An 18238-nucleotide genomic window follows, 5' to 3' on the forward strand; every position below is an offset into this window, starting at 1 on the left:
TGAAAAGCCCGGATTTCCGGGCTTTTCATTGTAACAGAACTTACACGAAACTGACATTGCGGCTTCATGAAACAGCGTTAAAGCCTTCGATACATCGATGATGGATATCGCGAACAGGAAGTGATCGACCATGTTTCAGCTGAAGAATGTAACCCGCCGATTCGGCAAGAAGATTGCGGTCGATTCCGTGACCTTCGACATTCCTCAGGGCCAGATGGTCGGCATTATCGGACGCTCGGGTGCCGGCAAGTCGACGCTGCTGCGCATGATCAACCGGCTGAACGACGTTTCCTCGGGCTCTATCCATTTCGGCAATCTCGAAGTGTCAACGCTGCGCGGGGCGGCGCTGCGCAACTGGCAGCGCGATTGCGCAATGATCTTCCAGCAATTCAATCTCGTGCCGCGTCTCGACGTCCTGACCAATGTGCTGCTCGGCCGCCTCAATCATCGCTCGACGGTGCTCAGTATCCTCAACATGTTCACCCGCGAGGAGCGGATCGCGGCGATCGGCGCCCTGGAGCGGCTTGGTATCGAGCAGACCGCGCTTCAGCCAGCCGGCACCCTGTCCGGTGGCCAGCAGCAGCGGGTCGCAATTGCGCGCGCCTTGATGCAGCAGCCGAAGATGCTGCTTGCCGACGAACCGATCGCTTCGCTCGATCCGCTGAATGCCAAGATCGTCATGGATGCGCTGCGCGACATCAATGAACGTGACGGCATCACCGTTGTCACCAACCTGCACACGCTGGATACGGCGCGCAATTACTGCGAGCGGATCATCGGCATGGCCCATGGCAGCGTTGTCTTTGACGGTCCGCCATCGGAACTGACGGCTTCTGCCGTCAGCGAAATCTATGGTTCCGGCTCGGATCTCGACGAGAGCATGACCTCGACCAGCATCAATATTCCCGTGGCGAAAGCCAGGGGCATTCAGGAATCCGCCAGCCCCCAGCCGCTGGCTCTGGCCGGCCTTTAAGGACCGACAGGATCGAAAACCCGCGTCAAGGGTGCCTATCCTCGAAACCGAACACGATCCGGCACAGCCGGACAAACGGGAGACGATTGTCATGATGAAGAAAGCTCTGCTGAGCGCCGTCGCGCTTTTCGCGCTTGTCGGCCATGTTCAGGCCGAAGATCTCAAGGAATTCCGCGTTGGTATCCTCGGCGGCGAAAACGAAGCCGACCGTCTGCGCAACTTCCAGTGCCTGGCCGAAAAGCTTCCGGCCGCTATCGGCGTCGAAAAAGTCTCGTTCTTCCCGGCCGCCGATTATGATGGCGTCGTTCAGGGTCTGCTTGGTGGCACGCTCGACTATGCCGAACTGGGTGCGTCGGCTTTTGCCAAGGTCTATCTTGCCAAGGCTGATGCCGTGGAGCCGATCCTGACCACGGTCCAGACCGATGGCTCCACCGGCTATCACTCGATCATGGTTGCCCGCAAGGATAGCGGCTTCACCAAGCTTGAGGACCTGAAGGGCAAGAAACTCGGCTTTGCCGATGCCGATTCGACGTCCGGCTACCTCATTCCGCTCGTCACGCTTCCGGAAGCCATTGGTGGACCGGTCAAGGAATTCTTTGCCGAGACCGGCTTTGGTGGCGGTCACGAGAACCTGGTTCTCGAAGTGGTCAAGGGCAATTTCGATGCCGGCACGACCTGGGGTTCGGGCGTTGGCGAGTTCAAGGACGGCTACACGTCGGGCAACCTGCACAAGATGGTCGAGAAGGGCATTCTCGACATGGGTGACCTCGTCGAACTCTGGAAGTCGCCGCTGATCCCGAACGGCCCGATCGTGGTTCGTTCCTCGATGAACGACGACATGAAGACCAAGTTCAAGCAGTTCATGGTTGATCTGCCAAAGACCGATGCGGCCTGCTTCTCGGCAATCCAGGGCGGCGATTTCACGGGCTATACCGAAGTCAATGTCGACTTCTACAAGCCGATCATCGATGCCCGCAAGGCAACCATCGGCGGCTGATACGCCCCAGATCAGGAGCGCTGGCCGGGCCACCGGCCGGCGCTTTGATGTTTGCCGGACTGCAAGCGGCCAATGTTGCCGGAGACCTCCATGACAGTTTCGACCCTGAACCGGACACTTTCGCCGAACGGCTTGCTGGTCGAGCGCCACTGGCAGGAACTGGCGTCGAAACGCCGGCTCTATACCTGGCTCTGCCTCGGCCTGCTGGCAATTGCCCTGTCCGGCTCGCTCTGGTTTGCCAATGAGACGAATTCCGGAAAATTCTTCGATCGCCTGCCCTATTTCTTCGATTTCGTCGAGGATCTGGTCCCGCGCGATGGCATGGAGATCCTCCGCGCCATGTTCGATCTGCCCTCTCCTTATGATGACGGCAGTTTCAAATACAACTATCCCGAGGGCCGGCTCTATCTCACCGACACGCTCTATGTGCCGGAGTATTTTCACAAGATGCTGGAAACGCTGAACATTGCCATCCTAGCGACTTTCATCGGGATGTTCTTCGGTTTCATCCTGTGTTTTCTCGCGGCTCGAAATCTGGTGCCGAACCCGTGGGTCAGGGGGCCGGTTCGCCGCATCATGGAACTGTTGCGGGCCTTTCCGGAAGTCGTGATCGCCGGTTTTTTTCTGGCCATCCTTTCCCTCGGCCCCATCCCGGCCATCATCGCCGTGTCGATCCACACGATCGGCGCTCTCGGCAAGATGTTTTTCGAAGTGGTCGAGAATGCCGACATGAAGCCGGAGGAAGGTTTGCGGGCTGCGGGCGGCAACTGGATCGAGCGGGTCTGGTTCGGCATCGTTCCGCAGGTTCTCCCGAATTTCACCAGCTATTTCCTGATGCGGCTGGAAATCAACGTCCGGGCTTCAACGATCATCGGCGCCGTCGGCGGTGGGGGTATCGGTGAGTTGCTGCGGCTGTCGATCGGCCAGGGGCATGAGGCAAAGACGCTGGCCATCGTCATCCTTCTGTTCACCACCATCTTTGCCGTCGATCAGTTTTCTGCATGGCTGCGCCGCCGCCTCGTCGGCGATCAGGCCTTCCAGCTCGCGCATTAGGAACCATGCTATGATGTCCTTGAATTCGTCGGAGATGGAAGCGATCGCATCGCGGCATCCAGACCTGCTTCAGTCTTCCGGCTGGAAGCGCTTCCGAACGGCGCTGTTCTGCGTCGTCATCGGCTTTTACCTGGTCTACAGCTGGTGGTTCTTCGCCATCGGGCATGTCCTTGGCAATGCAAACTGGTCGATTGCCGGGAGCTACCTTGCCGACTGGGTCTCCTACGAGGTGCGCCCTGACATCGCGGTGGCGCCCGATGGCAGCATGCAGATCGCCTATCCGCGCTTTTCGCCGCTCGGAAAAAATCCGGATCCGGACTGGGTCCGTCTCGAACGCGAGACCGTCACACGCACAGTCGAGGTGCCGGTCGAAACCGGAAAGCAGCCGAGCACAAGCGGTTCCTCCTTCAGTTTCATGGCACCCAACGCAGCGACCGGTGCCGCATCCTCTGCCGCCGAGCCGCAGTCTCGCCGCGAAACCGTGACGGAAGAGGTCGTCAGCCGTGCAGTCGTCACCTATGACAGCGCCACGGAAATCCGGGTCGCGGCAAATGAAGTCCGCGCCACCCATGATGGTGAGACGCTTGTCGCGCGCATCGACGGCAGAGAGACGGTCGAGCCGCTGACGGCGCTGCCGGCATGGGCCACGCAAAAGCGTTCGGGGGAAAAGATCACCCTGTCTTTCGGTGCAGCCGGCTGGGCCGAGATTGACGCGGATGAGGTCAGCATCCGGAACCGCTTTTTCGGCTGGGCGAACTTCATCTTCGACACCAATTCTCCCTTCTTCGGAAAGTCCGCGTCCGAAGTCTTCGGCCTGCTGACCAGCGGCGAACGGCTCGACCCGGCGCATAGCAATCTTTCGCTGGCGTGGGACAACATTCTCTACAATGCGGAATGGCAGCATCTCGACGTCTGGACAAAGCTCCTGCAGACCATTGTCATGGCCTTTGTCGGCACGCTGTTTGCCTCGATCATCGCCTTTCCGCTGTGTTTCATTGCGGCGCGCAACATTACCCGCAACCGGCTGCTCAATCAGCTGACGAAACGCTTTTTCGATTTCCTGCGCTCCGTCGACATGCTGATCTGGGCGCTGTTTTTCACCCGCGCCTTTGGTCCGGGGCCACTCGCCGGCATGTCGGCAATCTTCTTCACCGATACCGGAACGCTTGGAAAACTCTATGCCGAGGCGCTCGAAAACATCGATGACAAGCAGCGCGAGGGCGTGAAGTCGGTTGGTGCTGCGCCGCTTGCGGTGCAGCGGTTCGGCGTTCTGCCGCAGGTGCTGCCGGTATTTGCCAGCCAGGCGCTGTATTTCTGGGAATCCAACACGCGTTCGGCAACAATCATCGGTGCGGTCGGCGCCGGCGGCATCGGCCTCAAGCTCTGGGAAGCCATGCGGACCAATTCCGACTGGGAAAATGTTGCCTATATGGTTATCCTGATTCTCATCGTGGTGTTCATTTTCGATGGTCTGTCCAATGCCTTGCGCTCGCGCCTGATCGGGCAAAAGATGCATTGAATCGGGTATTCGAACTTTAACGCCGGACAGGGTCCCGGCATCACGATATCGTCACTAAAACCTCGTAGCGGCACGGTCACGCTCTGTTCAACGTCTGCGCTGCGGATATCCAGTCATAGCCTCGTAAGGGAACGACGCTTTTGCGTTACGCATTGTATTTCACCCCGCCCGAAGATCACCCGCTTTCGCAGGCGGCCCAAAACTGGCTGGGCAGCAATCCCTTCCGCGACGGCGTCTTCTCCCAGGCGACCGTGCCCGGTTTTGCAGCGGAGGAATTGCGCGACCTGACGGCCGATCCGCGCCGCTACGGTTTTCACGGCACGCTGAAAGCGCCTTTCGAACTGGCTGAAGGCAGGACGGAAGCGCAGCTTCTGCAGGCTCTGGACGCATTTTCGGCGGACTGCGCCGCGTTCGAGATCCCAGAAATGACGCTTGGCCAGCTCGGGCCGTTTTTCGCTCTGGTGCCGCAGGGAGAATGCGCCGCTCTGCGGGCCTTCGCCGACCATTTGGTCCTTGGCTTCGAGCCGTTCCGCGCGCCGCTGTGCGAAGCCGACATTGCACGGCGCAAGCCTGATGAATTGACGCAAAGCGGCCGCACGAACCTGATGACATGGGGCTATCCCTATGTTTTCGAGGAATTCCGATTCCACATGACGCTCACCGGAAAAGTGCCGGCCGATCGCCGCGCCGCAATGCGTGCGGTGCTCGAAGATCTTTTCGGCGCCTTTATCGGCCAGCCCCTGCCTGTCGATACGGTGGCGCTGTTCGTCGAGCCGCAGCGCGGTGCGCCGTTTTCCGTGCATTCCCTTTTGCCGCTCGGCGGCACGTCCAAACGAAAGATATCCCGCTATGACCGCTGAACTCGTTTTGTCCAACGCCATGATCGTTCTTGAAGACGAGATCATTGCCGGTTCCGTTCTGATCCGGGATGGGCTGATCGTCGATATTTCCGCAGGGGCCAGCCGTTCCGGAGAGGATTTCGAGGGCGACTATCTGGTTCCCGGCCTTGTCGAGCTGCACACGGACCATCTTGAATCGCATTATTCGCCGCGACCGGGCGTGCGCTGGCTGAAGATGGCGGCGATCCAGGCGCATGACGCGCAGATTGCCACTGCCGGGATCACGACCGTGTTCGACTGCCTGCGCATGGGCTCCGATGAGGATGGCGGTTTCGAGACAGGCGAAATGCGCGAGATGGCCGATGCGCTGGCGCTGGCCGCCAGGGAAAACCGCCTGCGCGCCGATCACCGCATCCATCTGCGCTGCGAGGTCTCGACCGACAATGTTCTGGAGCAATTCCAGGAATTCGAGAACGATCCGCAGGTTGGTCTGGTCTCGCTGATGGACCATGCGCCTGGCCAGCGCCAGTTCCAGACGATGGAACAGTACACGCTGTACTACAAGACCAAGCGGGGTCTCTCCGACGATGCGTTTGATGCGTTCGTGGCGCGCCAAAAGGCCTTGTCGGAAAAATATGCCGCACCGCATCGTTCCGAAATCGTCCGTGCCTGTGCTGCGCGCGGCATCGCTGTGGCCAGCCATGACGATGCGACGCTGGAGCATGTCGAAGAATCGGTAGGTTTCGGCATCCGCCTGGCGGAGTTTCCCACCAGCGTCGAGGCCGCCGAAGCCTCGCACAGGGCCGGCCTCAGCGTCCTGATGGGCGCCCCGAATATTGTCCGCGGCCGGTCTCATTCGGGCAATATCGCTGCCCGCGATCTGGCTGCCCGCGGCGTTCTCGATGTCCTGTCTTCGGATTACGTGCCGTTCAGCCTGATCCAGGCACCGTTCGTTCTCTCCGACGAGCTGGAAACCGTCAGCCTGCCGCAGGCGCTGGCGATGGTCACGGCCACGCCGGCGCGGACCGTCGGACTGGACGATCGTGGTCGCATCGCAGCCGGTCTGCGGGCCGATATCGTCCGTGTCCATCGCTCCAGCGGCATTCCGGTCGTGCGGTCCGTCTGGCGCGAAGGTCGACGGGTCGCCTGATGTCCGGGCAGGTGAAGGCGCCGGCCATGCCCCGGCCCGGAACGATGATCGTCGTCGTCGGCCCGAGCGGTGCGGGCAAGGACAGCGTCATCGATTTTGCCCTGAAGCGGCTTGGACGGCACGAGACTCTGCATCTCGTCCAGCGCGCCATTACGCGATCGCCCGATGCCGGCGGTGAAGACCACGAAAGCGTTTCTCCTGCCGAGTTCGACGCCCGGCTGTGTGCGGACGGATTTGCGGTGGCCTGGGAGGCGCACGGACTGAAATATGGCATTCCGAGGAGCGCGGTCGAGCGCATCGGTGCCGGCCAGACCCTCATCGCCAATGGCAGTCGTGCGGCACTTGCGCAGTTTCGCCGGGTCTTTCCGCGGCTGGTGATCGTGCAGATCACGGCTGCGACAGAGGTCTTGGCTGCGCGCCTGATTGCAAGGGGGCGGGAGAGCGAGGCGGATATCAGGCGACGGCTATCGCGTCAGGCGCCGGAGATTACGGAGAAGGATGTGACCGTCATCGACAATAGCGGCCCGCTCGACATCGCGGGTGAACACTTCGCCAAACTCGTCGCGGACCGGGCCCTCGGGATGACATTCGACAGCCGTTAGCCTCAACGATCTGGTTTTGCAGGCCGGCCCGGCAGCGTCGTCAAAAAGCGATCTGCACCTTCATCGAGCGGCTGCGATCGCCGGCCGTGTCGAAGGCCCTGACCGCCTCCTCCAGCGGGAAGATTTCGGTGAGCAGGGGTTTCACATCGACACGCCGCTGGTTGATCAGCGAAACCGCGAGCGCAAATTCCTCGTGGAACCGGAAGGTGCCGCGCATGTCGATCTCCTTGGAAACGACGAGGTTCTGCGGAATGGAGACATCGCCGCCCAGGCCGAGCTGTATCAGGATGCCGCGTGGTTTGAGGACCTCGAGCCCTGAGCGCACGGCGCGCTCGTTGCCGGACGCCTCGAACATCACGTCGAAATATCCCTTGTTGGCGGAATAGGCAGCAAGCGCCTCGCTTTCGGTGGCGACGTTGATCGTCCGGTCGGCGCCAACGGCGCGCGCCTTGCCGAGCACGGCATCCATGACGTCGGTGGCGACGATTTCCTGTGCGCCATGGGCACGCGCGGCGAGGATGCAGAGTGCGCCGATCGGGCCGCAGCCGGTGACCAACACCTTCTTGCCCAGCAGCGATCCGGCCCGGTTGACGGCATGCAGCGTCACCGCAAACGGCTCGGCAAAGGCGGCTTCGTTGATCGAAACCCCGGCGGCCACCGTGTGGCACTGCCAGCTTTCGGCAATCAGGCGCTGTCGGAACGCGCCCTGAATGTGCGGCATCGGCATGGCGCTGCCATAGAAGCGCATGTAGAGGCAGTGGTTCTGCAGCCCCTTCAGGCAATAGTCGCACTGGCCACAGGGCCGGCTTGGCGAAACTGCGACGCGGTCGCCGATGGCAAGTCCGGAGACACCGGTTCCGAGCGCCTTGATGGTGCCGGCAACCTCGTGGCCGAGGATCATCGGCTGGCGCAGGCGGATCGCGCCGAAGCCGCCGTGATTGTAGTAGTGCAGGTCCGAGCCGCATATGCCGCCGGCTTCGATCGCAACCTCGACCTGGCCCTCCGCCGGCGTTCCGGTCTCGGTCTCCTCGATGCGCAGGTCCCTTGCAGCATGGATGACGATCGATTTCACAGGCGTTCTCCTCAAGCGACCGGTGTCAGAAGATCGGCGCCGGCAAAATGGGCGGCAAGGTTGTCGCGCACAAGCCTGCCCATGGCCTGCCGGGTCTCGACCGTACCACTGCCATGATGGGGATGCAGCACGACATTCTGCAGAGTGGCGAAGCGTGGATCGATCGTCGGCTCGTTGCGGAAAACGTCGAGGCCGGCACCCCGGATCTGGCCCTTTTCCAGGGCTTCGAGCAGTGCCGTCTCATCGACCGTCGTGCCGCGGGAGACGTTGATCAGGATGCCGTCGGGCCCGAGCGCCGAAAGCACCTTGGCGTCAATCAGGTCCTTCGTGCCTTCGCCGCCGGAGACGATGACGATGAGGAAATCCGCCCAGTCTGCGAGCCCCGCTGCGCTGTCAAAATAGCGATGCGCGATATCGGCTTTCTTGGAGCGGCTCGTATAGGCGATCTCGCAATCGAAGCCACCGGCGCGCCGGGCGATTGCCTGGCCGATCCGGCCCATGCCGGCAATGCCGACCTTCTTGCCGCAGACCCGGGTCAGAAGCGGCATGCCGCCTTTCGCCCAGGATCCGTCGCGCACGAAGCGGTCGGCCTGCGGGATCTGGCGGGCAGTCGCCAGCATCAGGGCAATGGCCAGATCGGCAACGTCATCCGTCAGCACGTCGGGCGTGTTGGTGACCTTGATGCCATGGGCGCGTGCATAGGAAAGATCGATCGCATCGGTGCCGACGCCGTAGCAGGACACGAGCTCGAGTTTCGGGAAGCGTCGCATCAGTTCAGCGGAGGCACCAAGCTCACCGCGCGTGGCGATGGCCCGGACATTGATGGCGATGCTGTCGATCAACACATCCCTGTCCGGCGCTTCCCACAGCCGGTGTGCAGTATAGGCGGCGTCGATCGCCTCCATGTCCCATGCGGGATAGGCGCCGACCATGGCAATTTCCGGTTTCGTCATCGTTCCCTCCCAGAAGCCTGTTGACCTTCCATATGTTATCGATAACATTAAAGTCAAGAGTGTCGTGATGAGCCTGTTTTGTGCCGATCGGTGTAGACTGGCCGGACGATGACGAGGCGCCGGCCAATGGTCGGCGGAGACGGAGGGAGACAAAATGACAGAGGCAGCAGCACAGTCGGTTGCGGTGATCGGTGCGGGTATAATGGGCTCGGCAATTGCCGCGCGGTTGATCGAGACCGGCCAGCGCGTCACGATCTTCGACCTGGATGCTGCCAAGGTGCAGGTGCTGGTCGACAAGGGCGGGCTTGCCGCGGGTTCAGCGGCAGAGGCGACACGGCAGAGCGATTTCGTGATTCTCAGCCTCAACCATGCCAACATCGTTCGCGCGGCGGTTTTCGGGCCGGCGGGCGTTGCCGAGGCAGCGACTGCGCAAAAGATCCTGATCGACATGTCCTCGATCGATCCCGCGGAAACGGCGCAGATGGCCGAAAAGCTCGGACGCGAGACCGGCATGAAATGGGTCGATTGCCCCTTGTCCGGCGGCGTTCCAGGCGCGCTTTTCGGTCGCTTGACCGTCATGGCCGGTGGCCTTGAGGCCGATTTCGAGCGGGCGCGCGCCGTCATGCAGCATTTGTGCCGCAACTATACATTGATGGGACCGAACGGGGCAGGGCAAACGGTCAAGCTGATCAACCAGCTGTTCTGCGCCGTGCTGTTCCAGGCAACGGCGGAGGCCGTGAAGATTGCCGAGGCGGGTGGTGTCGATGCTGCCGTCATTCCGGCGGCGCTTGCCGGGGGACGGGCGGATTCGGCGATCCTGCAGGAATTCATGGGCAAGTTCGCAGCGCGCGATTACACGCCAACAGGACGTATCGACAACATGCTGAAGGATCTCGATTCGCTGCAGGCCTTTGCGTTGAAAACCAAGACGCCGATGCCGATGACCGGACAGGTGGTGGAAATTCACCGCCTGCTCTGCGCTGCTGGCCTTGGGGGCCGCGACTCAGCTGAAATGATGCGGCTTCTGGACGGTTCTTTCGCGTGACAAATTTTGAGGGCGTGATCGTGCGCCCTTGACACACTAAATATGTTAGCGATAACATAAATCATCGACCGGCTTTGGGAGGAGCAATGTTGACCAATCGCACGCTCATCGATTTTCAGGGGATCACCAAGGATTTCGGCGGAACGCGTGCGCTGTCGAATGTCTCGATCGATCTTCGCGAAGGCGAAATCCTGGCTTTGCTCGGCGAAAACGGCGCCGGAAAGTCGACGCTGATCAAAACGCTGGCCGGTATCTACAAGCCAGACGCCGGACAGATCCTGTTTCGTGGCGAACCCTATCAGCATCGACCGCCACGGCCCAATGAACGCCAGCCCGTTGCCTTCATCCACCAGGATCTCGGCCTGATCGAATGGATGACGGTAGGCGAGAATGTCGGCCTGGCGCAGGGTTTTTCGCTGCGCTCGAAGCTGATCGACTGGCGCGGCACCGAGGAACGGGCCCGCGAGGCCCTGCGCCTCGTCGGTTGCGATTTCGATCCGACGACCCGCGTCCAGGATCTGACGCGCACGGAAAAATCGCTGGTGGCCATCGCCCGGGCACTGGCTGTCGAGGCAGACGTGCTTGTGCTGGACGAGCCGACTGCAAGCCTTCCTGCCGATGAAGTCGACCGGTTGTTTGATGCGATCCGGCCGCTCAAGGCGCGTGGCGTCGGCATGATCTATGTCTCGCACCGGCTGGACGAGATTTTCCGCATTGCCGACCGTGTTGCCGTCCTGCGTGATGGCAAGCTGGTCGGCCAGAAACCGGTTTCCGAGACGCGGCCGGCGGAACTGGTCGAGATGATTGTCGGCCGTCCGGCCGACCAGCTGTTTTCAAAGGCGGAAACCATCCCCGGCGAAACCATTGTCTGCGTCCGCGACATGGTGTGCGCCGGCGCCGGACCGGTTTCCTTCGACGTTCGTCGCGGTGAACTTCTCGGTCTTGCCGGCCTGCGCGGGGCAGGTCAGGAAATGATCGGCCGGGCGCTGTTCGGCTGCGAGGGTTTTGGCGGGATGGTCACCATTCATGGCACGACACCGGATCTTTCAAGCCCGGTCGCCGCAATGGGTTCGGGCGTCGGCCTGATCGCCCGGGACCGCACGGAAGAATCGGTCGCCATGTCGCTGTCCCTGCGGGAGAATACCTTCCTCAATCCGGGCGCATCCGGGCGAACGCTGTTTTCGTTCCTCTCTCCTGCCAAGGAGGCCGAGAAGGCGCGGATTATCGGCGCCAGCGTCGGTCTGCGCCCCAACAACCAGAGCCTGCCGATCGAGGCGCTGTCCGGCGGCAACCAGCAGAAGGTCGTGGTTGCCCGCTGGCTGGTCACCGGCCGCAAGCTTTTGATCGCGGAAGATCCGACGGCTGGCGTCGATGTCGGCGCCAAGGCCGAGATCTACCGGCTGATCGCCCAGGCCGTGGAGGCGGGACTTGCCGTGATCGTCGTCTCCACGGATTTTGAAGAAATCGCACATATCTGCCACCGCGCGCTGGTGTTTTCGCGTGGCCGGATCGTCCGTGAACTGACGGGGTCCGCCCTGACGGTTCAGTCGGTGATCACGGCGGCGTCGGCATCGGAAGCGGCCTGAAGGGAGAAACCCATGCAATCCATTGAATCCACGGCACTCGAGCCGACGCGTGCCGAGCTATCCGGCCTGACGCCGGGCCAGAAGATCATCCGCTTCATCCCGGTCTACGGCCTGGTCATCCTGATGGTCTCCCTGATCGTGCTGTTCTCGATCCTCCTGCCGAACACGTTTCCGACCTTGCTGAACCTGCGGTCGATCGTCTCCGACAAGGCGATCATCGCGCTGTTGTCGCTCGCGGCGATGATCCCGATGGCGTCCGGCCGCATCGACCTGACGGTCGGCTACGGCATCGTGCTCTGGCATATCCTGGCGATCAGCCTGCAGACCATGTATGGCGTGCCATGGCCGCTTGCGGTGCTGATCGTGCTGGTGCTGGGCGCGCTGACAGGCTTTCTCAACGGGTTGCTGGTCGAGATCGCCCGGATCGATTCCTTCATCGCGACGCTGGGAACGGGCACTGTTCTCTATGCTCTGGCGCTCTGGCACACCGGCGGCCGGCAGGTTGTCGGCGTGTTACCGGACGGGTTCTACGCCCTGAACGGTACGATGATTTTCGGCCTGCCAATCACCGGCTTTTATGTTCTGGGGCTGGCAATCGCGCTTTGGCTGATCCTCGAATATCTGCCGATCGGCCGCTACGTCTATGCCATCGGCGCCAATCCGAAAGCCGCGGCGCTGAACGGCATTCCGGTTCGCCGCTTCGTCATGGGTGCCTTCATTTCATCGGGTCTGCTCGCAGCCCTTGCCGGCGTCCTTCTGGCATCCAAGCTGCGCATCGGTCAGGCGAGCGTCGGTCTCGAATATCTGCTGCCGGCGCTGGTTGGCGCCTTCCTCGGTTCGACCACGATCAAGCCCGGTCGGGTCAATGTCTGGGGCACGATGACCGGCGTCGTGATCCTTGCAGTCGGCATTTCCGGCATCCAGCAGTTTGGCGGCTCCTTCTTCGTGGAACCGCTGTTCAACGGCGTAACGCTTCTCGTGGCCATCGGCATTGCCGGTTACGCCCAGAGGCGCCGCGGCACGGTTTCGAAGGCTCCGCCGGTACAGGGAAAATGAGGGCCGGCGGGCCTGGACGATCAATCATCATTCAACGGGAGGAACGACCATGAAACGCAGAACAATCTTGCAGATGTCCATCGCCATGATGGCGCTGATCGCGGCAGGCCCGGCGCTTGCCGATCCGATGGCAGACGCCAAGGCGGTCGTCGAGAAGTATGCCGGCCGCGTCACCACCTGGGATGGACCGAAGGAAAGCCCGAAGGCGCAGGAAGGCAAGACCATCGTCGTGCTCGCTGGCGACCTGAAAAACGGCGGCATTCTCGGCGTCACCACCGGTGTCGAGGAAGCCGCAGCCGCCATCGGCTGGGAGGTCAAGGTTCTCGACGGTGCCGGCTCGATCGGTGGCCGCACGGCGGCCTTCGGCCAGGCCATGGCGCTGAAACCGGCCGGTATCATCATCAATGGCTTCGATGCTGTCGAGCAGGCGCCGGCGATGGCCGACGCCAAGGCTGCCGGCATTCCGCTGGTTGCCTGGCACGCCGGCCCGACGATCGGCCCGGATGAAGCAAACGGCCTGTTCGCCAATGTTTCGACCGATGCCATGGAAGTCTCGAAGGCCGCAGCCGACTGGGCCTATGTTGATGCCAAGGGCAAGCCGGGCGTGGTGATCTTCACCGATTCGACCTATGCGATCGCCATCGCCAAGGCCGACCGGATGAAGGAGGAAATCGAGGCCCTTGGCGGCAAGGTGCTCGAGTATGTCGACACGCCGATCGCCGAAACATCGCAGCGCATGCCGTTGCTGACCACCTCGCTCCTGCAGCGCTACGGTGACGAATGGACACATTCGCTGGCAATCAACGACCTGTATTTCGACTTCATGGGTCCGGCGCTTGCCGCGGCCGGCAAGGGCGGCGCGGATGCGCCGATCAACGTCGCTGCCGGTGACGGCTCGGAATCGGCCTATCAGCGCATTCGCGCCGGCCAGTTCCAGAAGGTCACGGTCGCCGAGCCGCTCAACCTGCAGGGCTGGCAGCTTGTCGACGAGCTGAACCGCGCCTTTGCCGGCGAAAAATGGTCCGGCTATCTCTCGCCGCTGCATGTGGTCACATCCGACAATGTCGAGTTCGATGGCGGTCCGAAGAACACCTTCGACCCGGACAATGGCTACCGCGACGAATACAAGAAGCTCTGGGGCAAGATGTAGTCCTCCCGGAAGGGAGGCGTCTCAAACGGCGCCTCCACGCCACTCCTCCCTGATTTCATCGCTGAAAGCCTAACCATGATCATTCGTTACGCCCTGTTCGAAGGGGAAATCCATGCCGGCCGGGAAGCCGATTTCCGGGCCTATGTCAAGGAACAGCTGGTGCCCCTATGGACACGCTTTCCGGGGGCCGAGGAAGTCCGGGTGCTGGACGGTACCGATCGCGACGAGGGCGCTCCGAAATTCGCAATGGCGCTTGCGATCCGCTACCCGGACATGGCGGCCTGTGAAAAAGCCCTGCAATCGGATGTGCGTTTCAAGAGTCGCGAGGTTACAGCGGGCCTGTTGACCATGTTTACCGGCAAGGTGCATCACCACGTCTTCGACGCCAACCAGTATCCGGTTTCCGGAACCTGAAACCAGCCGCTGCAATTACAGAGCGCTGTCGAGAAAATACCATTGATCGAGATTGGCGCGGATGACCGGTTCAATCACCGCATTCAGGGCGGTCACATCGGCCAGCAATTGCGCCGCCGACGTGGGCCCGGGGTGCAGCTCAATGGCAGGCAGGGCATAAAATGCAAAGCGGGCACTGTCGCCTTGGCGGATCGTATAGACGGGGCAGATCCGCGCACCGGTCCTGCGGGCGAGCCGGACGACCAGCCCGAGATTTCCGCCGAGGTGCGGCGGGCGATCGAAAAACGGCCCTCTGATCTTTCCACGAAAACCCTCATCACAGAAGATGCTGACGATGCCGCCATCCTGCAGTCGCTGCAGCATCGGCCGCACGCCAGCCCGTCCTGGCTCAATGAGATCGGCCCCGGCCTGCCGGCGGATATGGCTGGCGATCCAGCGCCGGGCCGAACTGCGCGGCGGGTCATAACTGATGCCCGGCACAAGGCCGGCGCCGGTGACAACAGAGGTGATCAGTTCCCAGTTTCCCAGATGCAGGCCGATGAGGATCACTGGCCCCTTTCCTGCGGCGTCGCGCAAGTGCTCGATGCCATTCTGCTCCACGCGCCTTGCGTCCGCTGCCATGCGGCGAACGACGGAAAACTCGGTCATCAATCGTCCCTGGTTTTTCCAGTTGCGCGCAAGCAGCGCTTCATGCCCGACTTTTGATTCCGTTGGCAGTAACCGTTTCAGATTGTTACGCGCCTTCTTGATCGCGCCCTTGTGCCAACGCGGCATGGCAAAGCGCCCGAGGCGTGCACCAATGCCAGAGCAAGCATCAGCGGGTAGTAGCTTCATGCCATAGAAGAGGGCAACTTCACCCACATCCTGCAAAGTGCTGCCGAAGGGAGGGCAGCTGCCGGACCGACCCCGTTTGATCGCGGACACAGCCCGTTTGTACGAGGTGGTTGCCGGCGTCTGCAGCTTTGTCGAAGACGTCCGTCTTCTGTCCGTCTGGCCGATCATGATAGTTTAGCTTCCGTTCAGCGGCGATGCACGGTGACCGGCAGGCCTCCGCGTGGCCGCAATGTAAGGCGGCATTGTGGCTCAACGCGGGCGTCTTCGGCGACCCTGACCTTGAAACGCTGGGCAATGATTGCGAGGCACAGGATCGATTCGGTCATCCCGAACTGCAGGCCGGGGCAGACACGGGGACCGCTGGCAAACGGAATGTAGCTGTAGGGGATCGGCTTCCGGCCGCCCAGAAACCGTTCCGGTTTGAACAGATTGGCATCCTTGAAGAAGGCTTCCGTCCGGTGCAGCAGCCATGGCACGATGAGGATCAGCGATGCCGGCTTGACGTCGATATCGCCGATCCGGTCGGCGGCAGTTGCCTGCCGCGCCAGGATGGGGACCGGCGGATAGAGCCTTAGCGTTTCCTCGATCACGGCCCGGCACCATTCGAGTTTCGGCACGTCGTCGAGTGTCGGCACCTTGCCGCCGCAGACCCGCTCGATCTCCTCATGCACCGATTTCTCGACCCAGGGCGCCCGCGACAGCAGGTACCAGGCCCAGGTGAGGGTGGCGGCTGTCGTTTCATGTCCTGCCATGAAAATGGTCGCCGCCTCGTTGCGCAGGGCGACGACATCGAGTTTCAGTTCGGGATTGCGGCTCTGGCGCCGCACAAGAAGTTCGACCATGGAGTTGTTGTCGCCGCGCCCGGCGAGATGATCCTCGACAACCTTGTCGATGATGCCGTGGATGCGCTTGACCGAGCGGCGCAGTTTTGGCGTTCGCAGCACCGGCAGGCCTTCGTCGAAGCCAAGGAAATAGCCGATATTGATCGAATCGATCAGCGACTGGTAGCTGGTGAAGCCCTCCGTGACGGCATTTGCCGCATCCTCGCCGAGGTCGTTGCCGAAGACGCTGCGGGAAATGATTTCCGCCGTCAGCCCTGCCATCTCGTAGAGAGCGTTGACGCTGGCGCCATCCGGCATATCGTTCCAGCGCTGCACCAGTTCGGTGGATGTGGTCTCCATAATCTTGCCGAAAGCGGGCACGCGGTTCTTGTGGACGATGTCATTGACCAGCGGTCGCCGTTGTTTCCAGGTCTCGCCATCGGAGATGAACAGGCCGTCGCCCAGCAGGAATTCCAGGGCCCGGCGCATCTGCGGCGATTTGCGCTCGAAATTCTCGTGCCGGGTCGCCACCACATATTTGATCGCTTCCGGGGAATTGACGATGACGATCTGCCGGCCAAGCAGCTTCATCGACGAGACGCGGTTGGTGTAGTCGTTCTTGCGCCAGATCGACAGGAAGTCGTGTCGCGCCTTCAGGATCAGGTTGAGCGGTCGGCCGGGTTTGCCCCGGTAGACGTCCGCATGCGCCGGCTCGAGCGTATCCGCGCCGCGCTTTTCGATGATGTCAGTCGTTTGCCGAAAACTCGCAAACATGATCCGGCTGCCCCAGCAAGACGGGACATCACGCGGTCCCGACAGAATTTCTTTGCACCCCGGATAGCAGCAAATGGCTGTGGTGCAAATTCTTTCCTGCAACAAAAAACCCGCCGCAGGATACGGCAGGTTTCGACGTCGCAGCGGTGTTTCCGTGCTTCAGCGGAGTGCGGCGCAAGCCTTTGCTATCCGCTCCAGCGCGACGGCCAGTTCGGCTTCGGATGTTGCATAGGAAATCCGGAAGAACGGCGACAGACCAAAGGCCGAGCCGGGCACGACCGCGACATGGGCATCGTCGAGCAGGTAGGCGCAGAAATCGGTGTCCGTGTCGATCCGCCTGCCGGATGGCGTTGTCTTGCCGAGCATGCCGGCACAGCCGGAATAGGTATAGAAGGCCCCTTCCGGCACGCGGCAATCGAGACCCTCGATCGCATTCAGGCCTGCGACGACCAGATCACGGCGATGCTGGAAGCTGGCCGTCCGCTCCTTTAGAAAATCCTGCGGCCCGTTGAGGGCGGCTGCGGCTGCGGCCTGGCTGATCGAACTGGGGCAGGATGTCGCCTGGCTCTGGACGACCGCCATGGCCTTGATCAGCGCGCGCGGCCCGCCGGCATAGCCGATCCGCCAGCCGGTCATGGCATAGGCCTTCGATACGCCGTTGACCGTCAGCGTCCTGTCCTTCAGGCGGGGCTCGATTGCTGCCGGGGTGACGAACGCGAAATCGTCATAGACGATATGCTCATACATATCGTCGACCAGCAGCCAGACATGCGGGTGGCGCAGAAGCACCTCGAGAAGCGGGCGGTAATCGGCAGCGCTGTAGGCGGCGCCGGACGGGTTCGAGGGTGAATTCAGCATGACCCAGCGGGTCTTCGGGGTGATGGCGGCTTCCAGCTGTTCTGCGGTGAGCCGGAACCCGGCCTCGGCCTGGCAGGCGACGAGCACCGGCCGGCCCTCGGCGATCTGGACGATGTCGGAATAGGACGTCCAGTAGGGTGTCGGGATGATCACCTCGTCGCCTTGGTTGAGCGTCGCCATCATGGCGTTGAAGAGGATCTGCTTGGCACCCGTCGCGACGGTGATTTCATCCAGTTCATAGGAAACCCTGTTTTCCCGGATGAATTTCTCGCGGATGGCCTGCTTCAGTTCGGGCGTCCCGTCGAGGGCGGTATATTTGGTCTTGCCGCTTCGGATGGCCTCCGATGCCGCGTCCTTGATATGATCGGGCGTGTCGAAATCCGGCTCGCCGGCGCCGAGGATGATCACCGGCTTGCCGTCGCGCTTCATGGCCTGCGCCCGGGCGCCGATCTTGAGGATTTCCGAAACACCGATCGCGGAGATCCGCGAGGCGGGCGCAAAGCCCGCCTCCTCAACCGTGCTGTTGATGGTCATCACAGGTC

At 61.8% G+C, this 18238-nt stretch carries 16 protein-coding genes and 1 pseudogene; 12 read left to right on the forward strand and 5 right to left on the reverse strand.

The window, feature by feature from the left end; translation table 11 throughout:
* Positions 1 to 130 precede the first annotated feature (130 nt).
* From phnC to phnN, 7 genes are all read left to right on the forward strand, one after another.
* A complete protein-coding gene (gene phnC, locus AX760_RS23090; protein WP_071835356.1) occupies positions 131 to 973 on the forward strand; it encodes a phosphonate ABC transporter ATP-binding protein in 843 nt (280 codons plus the stop codon).
* A 91-nt stretch (positions 974 to 1064) separates the two neighbouring features.
* Positions 1065 to 1970, forward strand: a complete 906-nt coding sequence (gene phnD, locus AX760_RS23095; RefSeq protein ID WP_071835395.1) for a phosphonate ABC transporter substrate-binding protein — start codon at positions 1065 to 1067, stop codon at positions 1968 to 1970.
* Positions 1971 to 2060: 90 nt separating this feature from the next.
* Positions 2061 to 3023 carry a phosphonate ABC transporter, permease protein PhnE gene (gene phnE / locus AX760_RS23100; RefSeq protein WP_071835357.1) on the forward strand — a complete coding sequence of 321 codons (963 nt, stop codon included), beginning with the start codon at positions 2061 to 2063 and terminating at the stop codon, positions 3021 to 3023.
* A gap of 10 nt (positions 3024 to 3033) precedes the next feature.
* A complete protein-coding gene (gene phnE / locus AX760_RS23105) occupies positions 3034 to 4542 on the forward strand; it encodes a phosphonate ABC transporter, permease protein PhnE (protein WP_071835358.1) in 1509 nt (502 codons plus the stop codon).
* Positions 4543 to 4682: 140 nt separating this feature from the next.
* Positions 4683 to 5402 (forward strand): DUF1045 domain-containing protein, encoded by a 720-nt coding sequence (locus AX760_RS23110; protein ID WP_071835359.1) that lies wholly within the window; start codon positions 4683 to 4685, stop codon positions 5400 to 5402.
* Positions 5392 to 6531, forward strand: a complete 1140-nt coding sequence (locus AX760_RS23115; protein ID WP_071835360.1) for an alpha-D-ribose 1-methylphosphonate 5-triphosphate diphosphatase — start codon at positions 5392 to 5394, stop codon at positions 6529 to 6531. Before AX760_RS23110 ends, AX760_RS23115 begins: the two co-directional genes overlap by 11 nt.
* Positions 6532 to 6557: 26 nt before the next feature.
* Positions 6558 to 7133, forward strand: a complete 576-nt coding sequence (phnN, locus tag AX760_RS23120) for a phosphonate metabolism protein/1,5-bisphosphokinase (PRPP-forming) PhnN (protein ID WP_245295085.1) — start codon at positions 6558 to 6560, stop codon at positions 7131 to 7133.
* Between the two features lie 40 nt (positions 7134 to 7173).
* On the opposite strand, the gene AX760_RS23125 is transcribed toward phnN, so the two are convergent.
* Both AX760_RS23125 and AX760_RS23130 read right to left on the reverse strand, forming a co-directional pair.
* Positions 7174 to 8205, reverse strand: coding sequence for an L-idonate 5-dehydrogenase (locus AX760_RS23125; RefSeq protein ID WP_071835362.1), 1032 nt, complete (start codon positions 8203 to 8205; stop codon positions 7174 to 7176).
* Between the two features lie 11 nt (positions 8206 to 8216).
* Positions 8217 to 9158 (reverse strand): 2-hydroxyacid dehydrogenase, encoded by a 942-nt coding sequence (locus AX760_RS23130; RefSeq protein ID WP_071835363.1) that lies wholly within the window; start codon positions 9156 to 9158, stop codon positions 8217 to 8219.
* A gap of 130 nt (positions 9159 to 9288) precedes the next feature.
* Here AX760_RS23130 and AX760_RS23135 point away from each other — a divergent pair.
* The 5 genes and pseudogenes from AX760_RS23135 to AX760_RS23155 all read left to right on the forward strand — a co-directional run.
* Positions 9289 to 10203: pseudogene (locus tag AX760_RS23135) on the forward strand (NAD(P)-dependent oxidoreductase); the annotation flags it as partial.
* Positions 10204 to 10289: 86 nt separating this feature from the next.
* A complete protein-coding gene (locus AX760_RS23140; protein WP_071835365.1) occupies positions 10290 to 11789 on the forward strand; it encodes a sugar ABC transporter ATP-binding protein in 1500 nt (499 codons plus the stop codon).
* Positions 11790 to 11801: 12 nt separating this feature from the next.
* Positions 11802 to 12845 (forward strand): ABC transporter permease, encoded by a 1044-nt coding sequence (locus AX760_RS23145; RefSeq protein ID WP_071835366.1) that lies wholly within the window; start codon positions 11802 to 11804, stop codon positions 12843 to 12845.
* Between the two features lie 49 nt (positions 12846 to 12894).
* Positions 12895 to 13995: an ABC transporter substrate-binding protein gene (locus AX760_RS23150; protein ID WP_071835367.1), complete on the forward strand. Its 1101-nt coding sequence runs from the start codon at positions 12895 to 12897 to the stop codon at positions 13993 to 13995.
* 75 nt (positions 13996 to 14070) lie between these two features.
* Positions 14071 to 14409 (forward strand): hypothetical protein, encoded by a 339-nt coding sequence (locus AX760_RS23155; protein ID WP_071835368.1) that lies wholly within the window; start codon positions 14071 to 14073, stop codon positions 14407 to 14409.
* A gap of 15 nt (positions 14410 to 14424) precedes the next feature.
* On the opposite strand, the gene AX760_RS23160 is transcribed toward AX760_RS23155, so the two are convergent.
* The 3 genes from AX760_RS23160 to AX760_RS23170 form a co-directional block, all read right to left on the reverse strand.
* A complete protein-coding gene (locus tag AX760_RS23160; protein WP_071835369.1) occupies positions 14425 to 15411 on the reverse strand; it encodes a lysophospholipid acyltransferase family protein in 987 nt (328 codons plus the stop codon).
* A 17-nt stretch (positions 15412 to 15428) separates the two neighbouring features.
* Complete coding sequence (locus tag AX760_RS23165; protein WP_071835370.1) at positions 15429 to 16838, reverse strand: cytochrome P450; 1410 nt, start codon at positions 16836 to 16838, stop codon at positions 15429 to 15431.
* 159 nt (positions 16839 to 16997) lie between these two features.
* Positions 16998 to 18230 carry a pyridoxal phosphate-dependent aminotransferase gene (locus AX760_RS23170; RefSeq protein WP_071835371.1) on the reverse strand — a complete coding sequence of 411 codons (1233 nt, stop codon included), beginning with the start codon at positions 18228 to 18230 and terminating at the stop codon, positions 16998 to 17000.
* Between the last annotated feature and the right edge of the window lie 8 nt (positions 18231 to 18238).

Origin of the sequence: Pararhizobium antarcticum (assembly GCF_001885585.1) — a bacterium.
GTDB classification, from domain to species: Bacteria; Pseudomonadota; Alphaproteobacteria; order Rhizobiales; family Rhizobiaceae; genus Pararhizobium; species Pararhizobium antarcticum.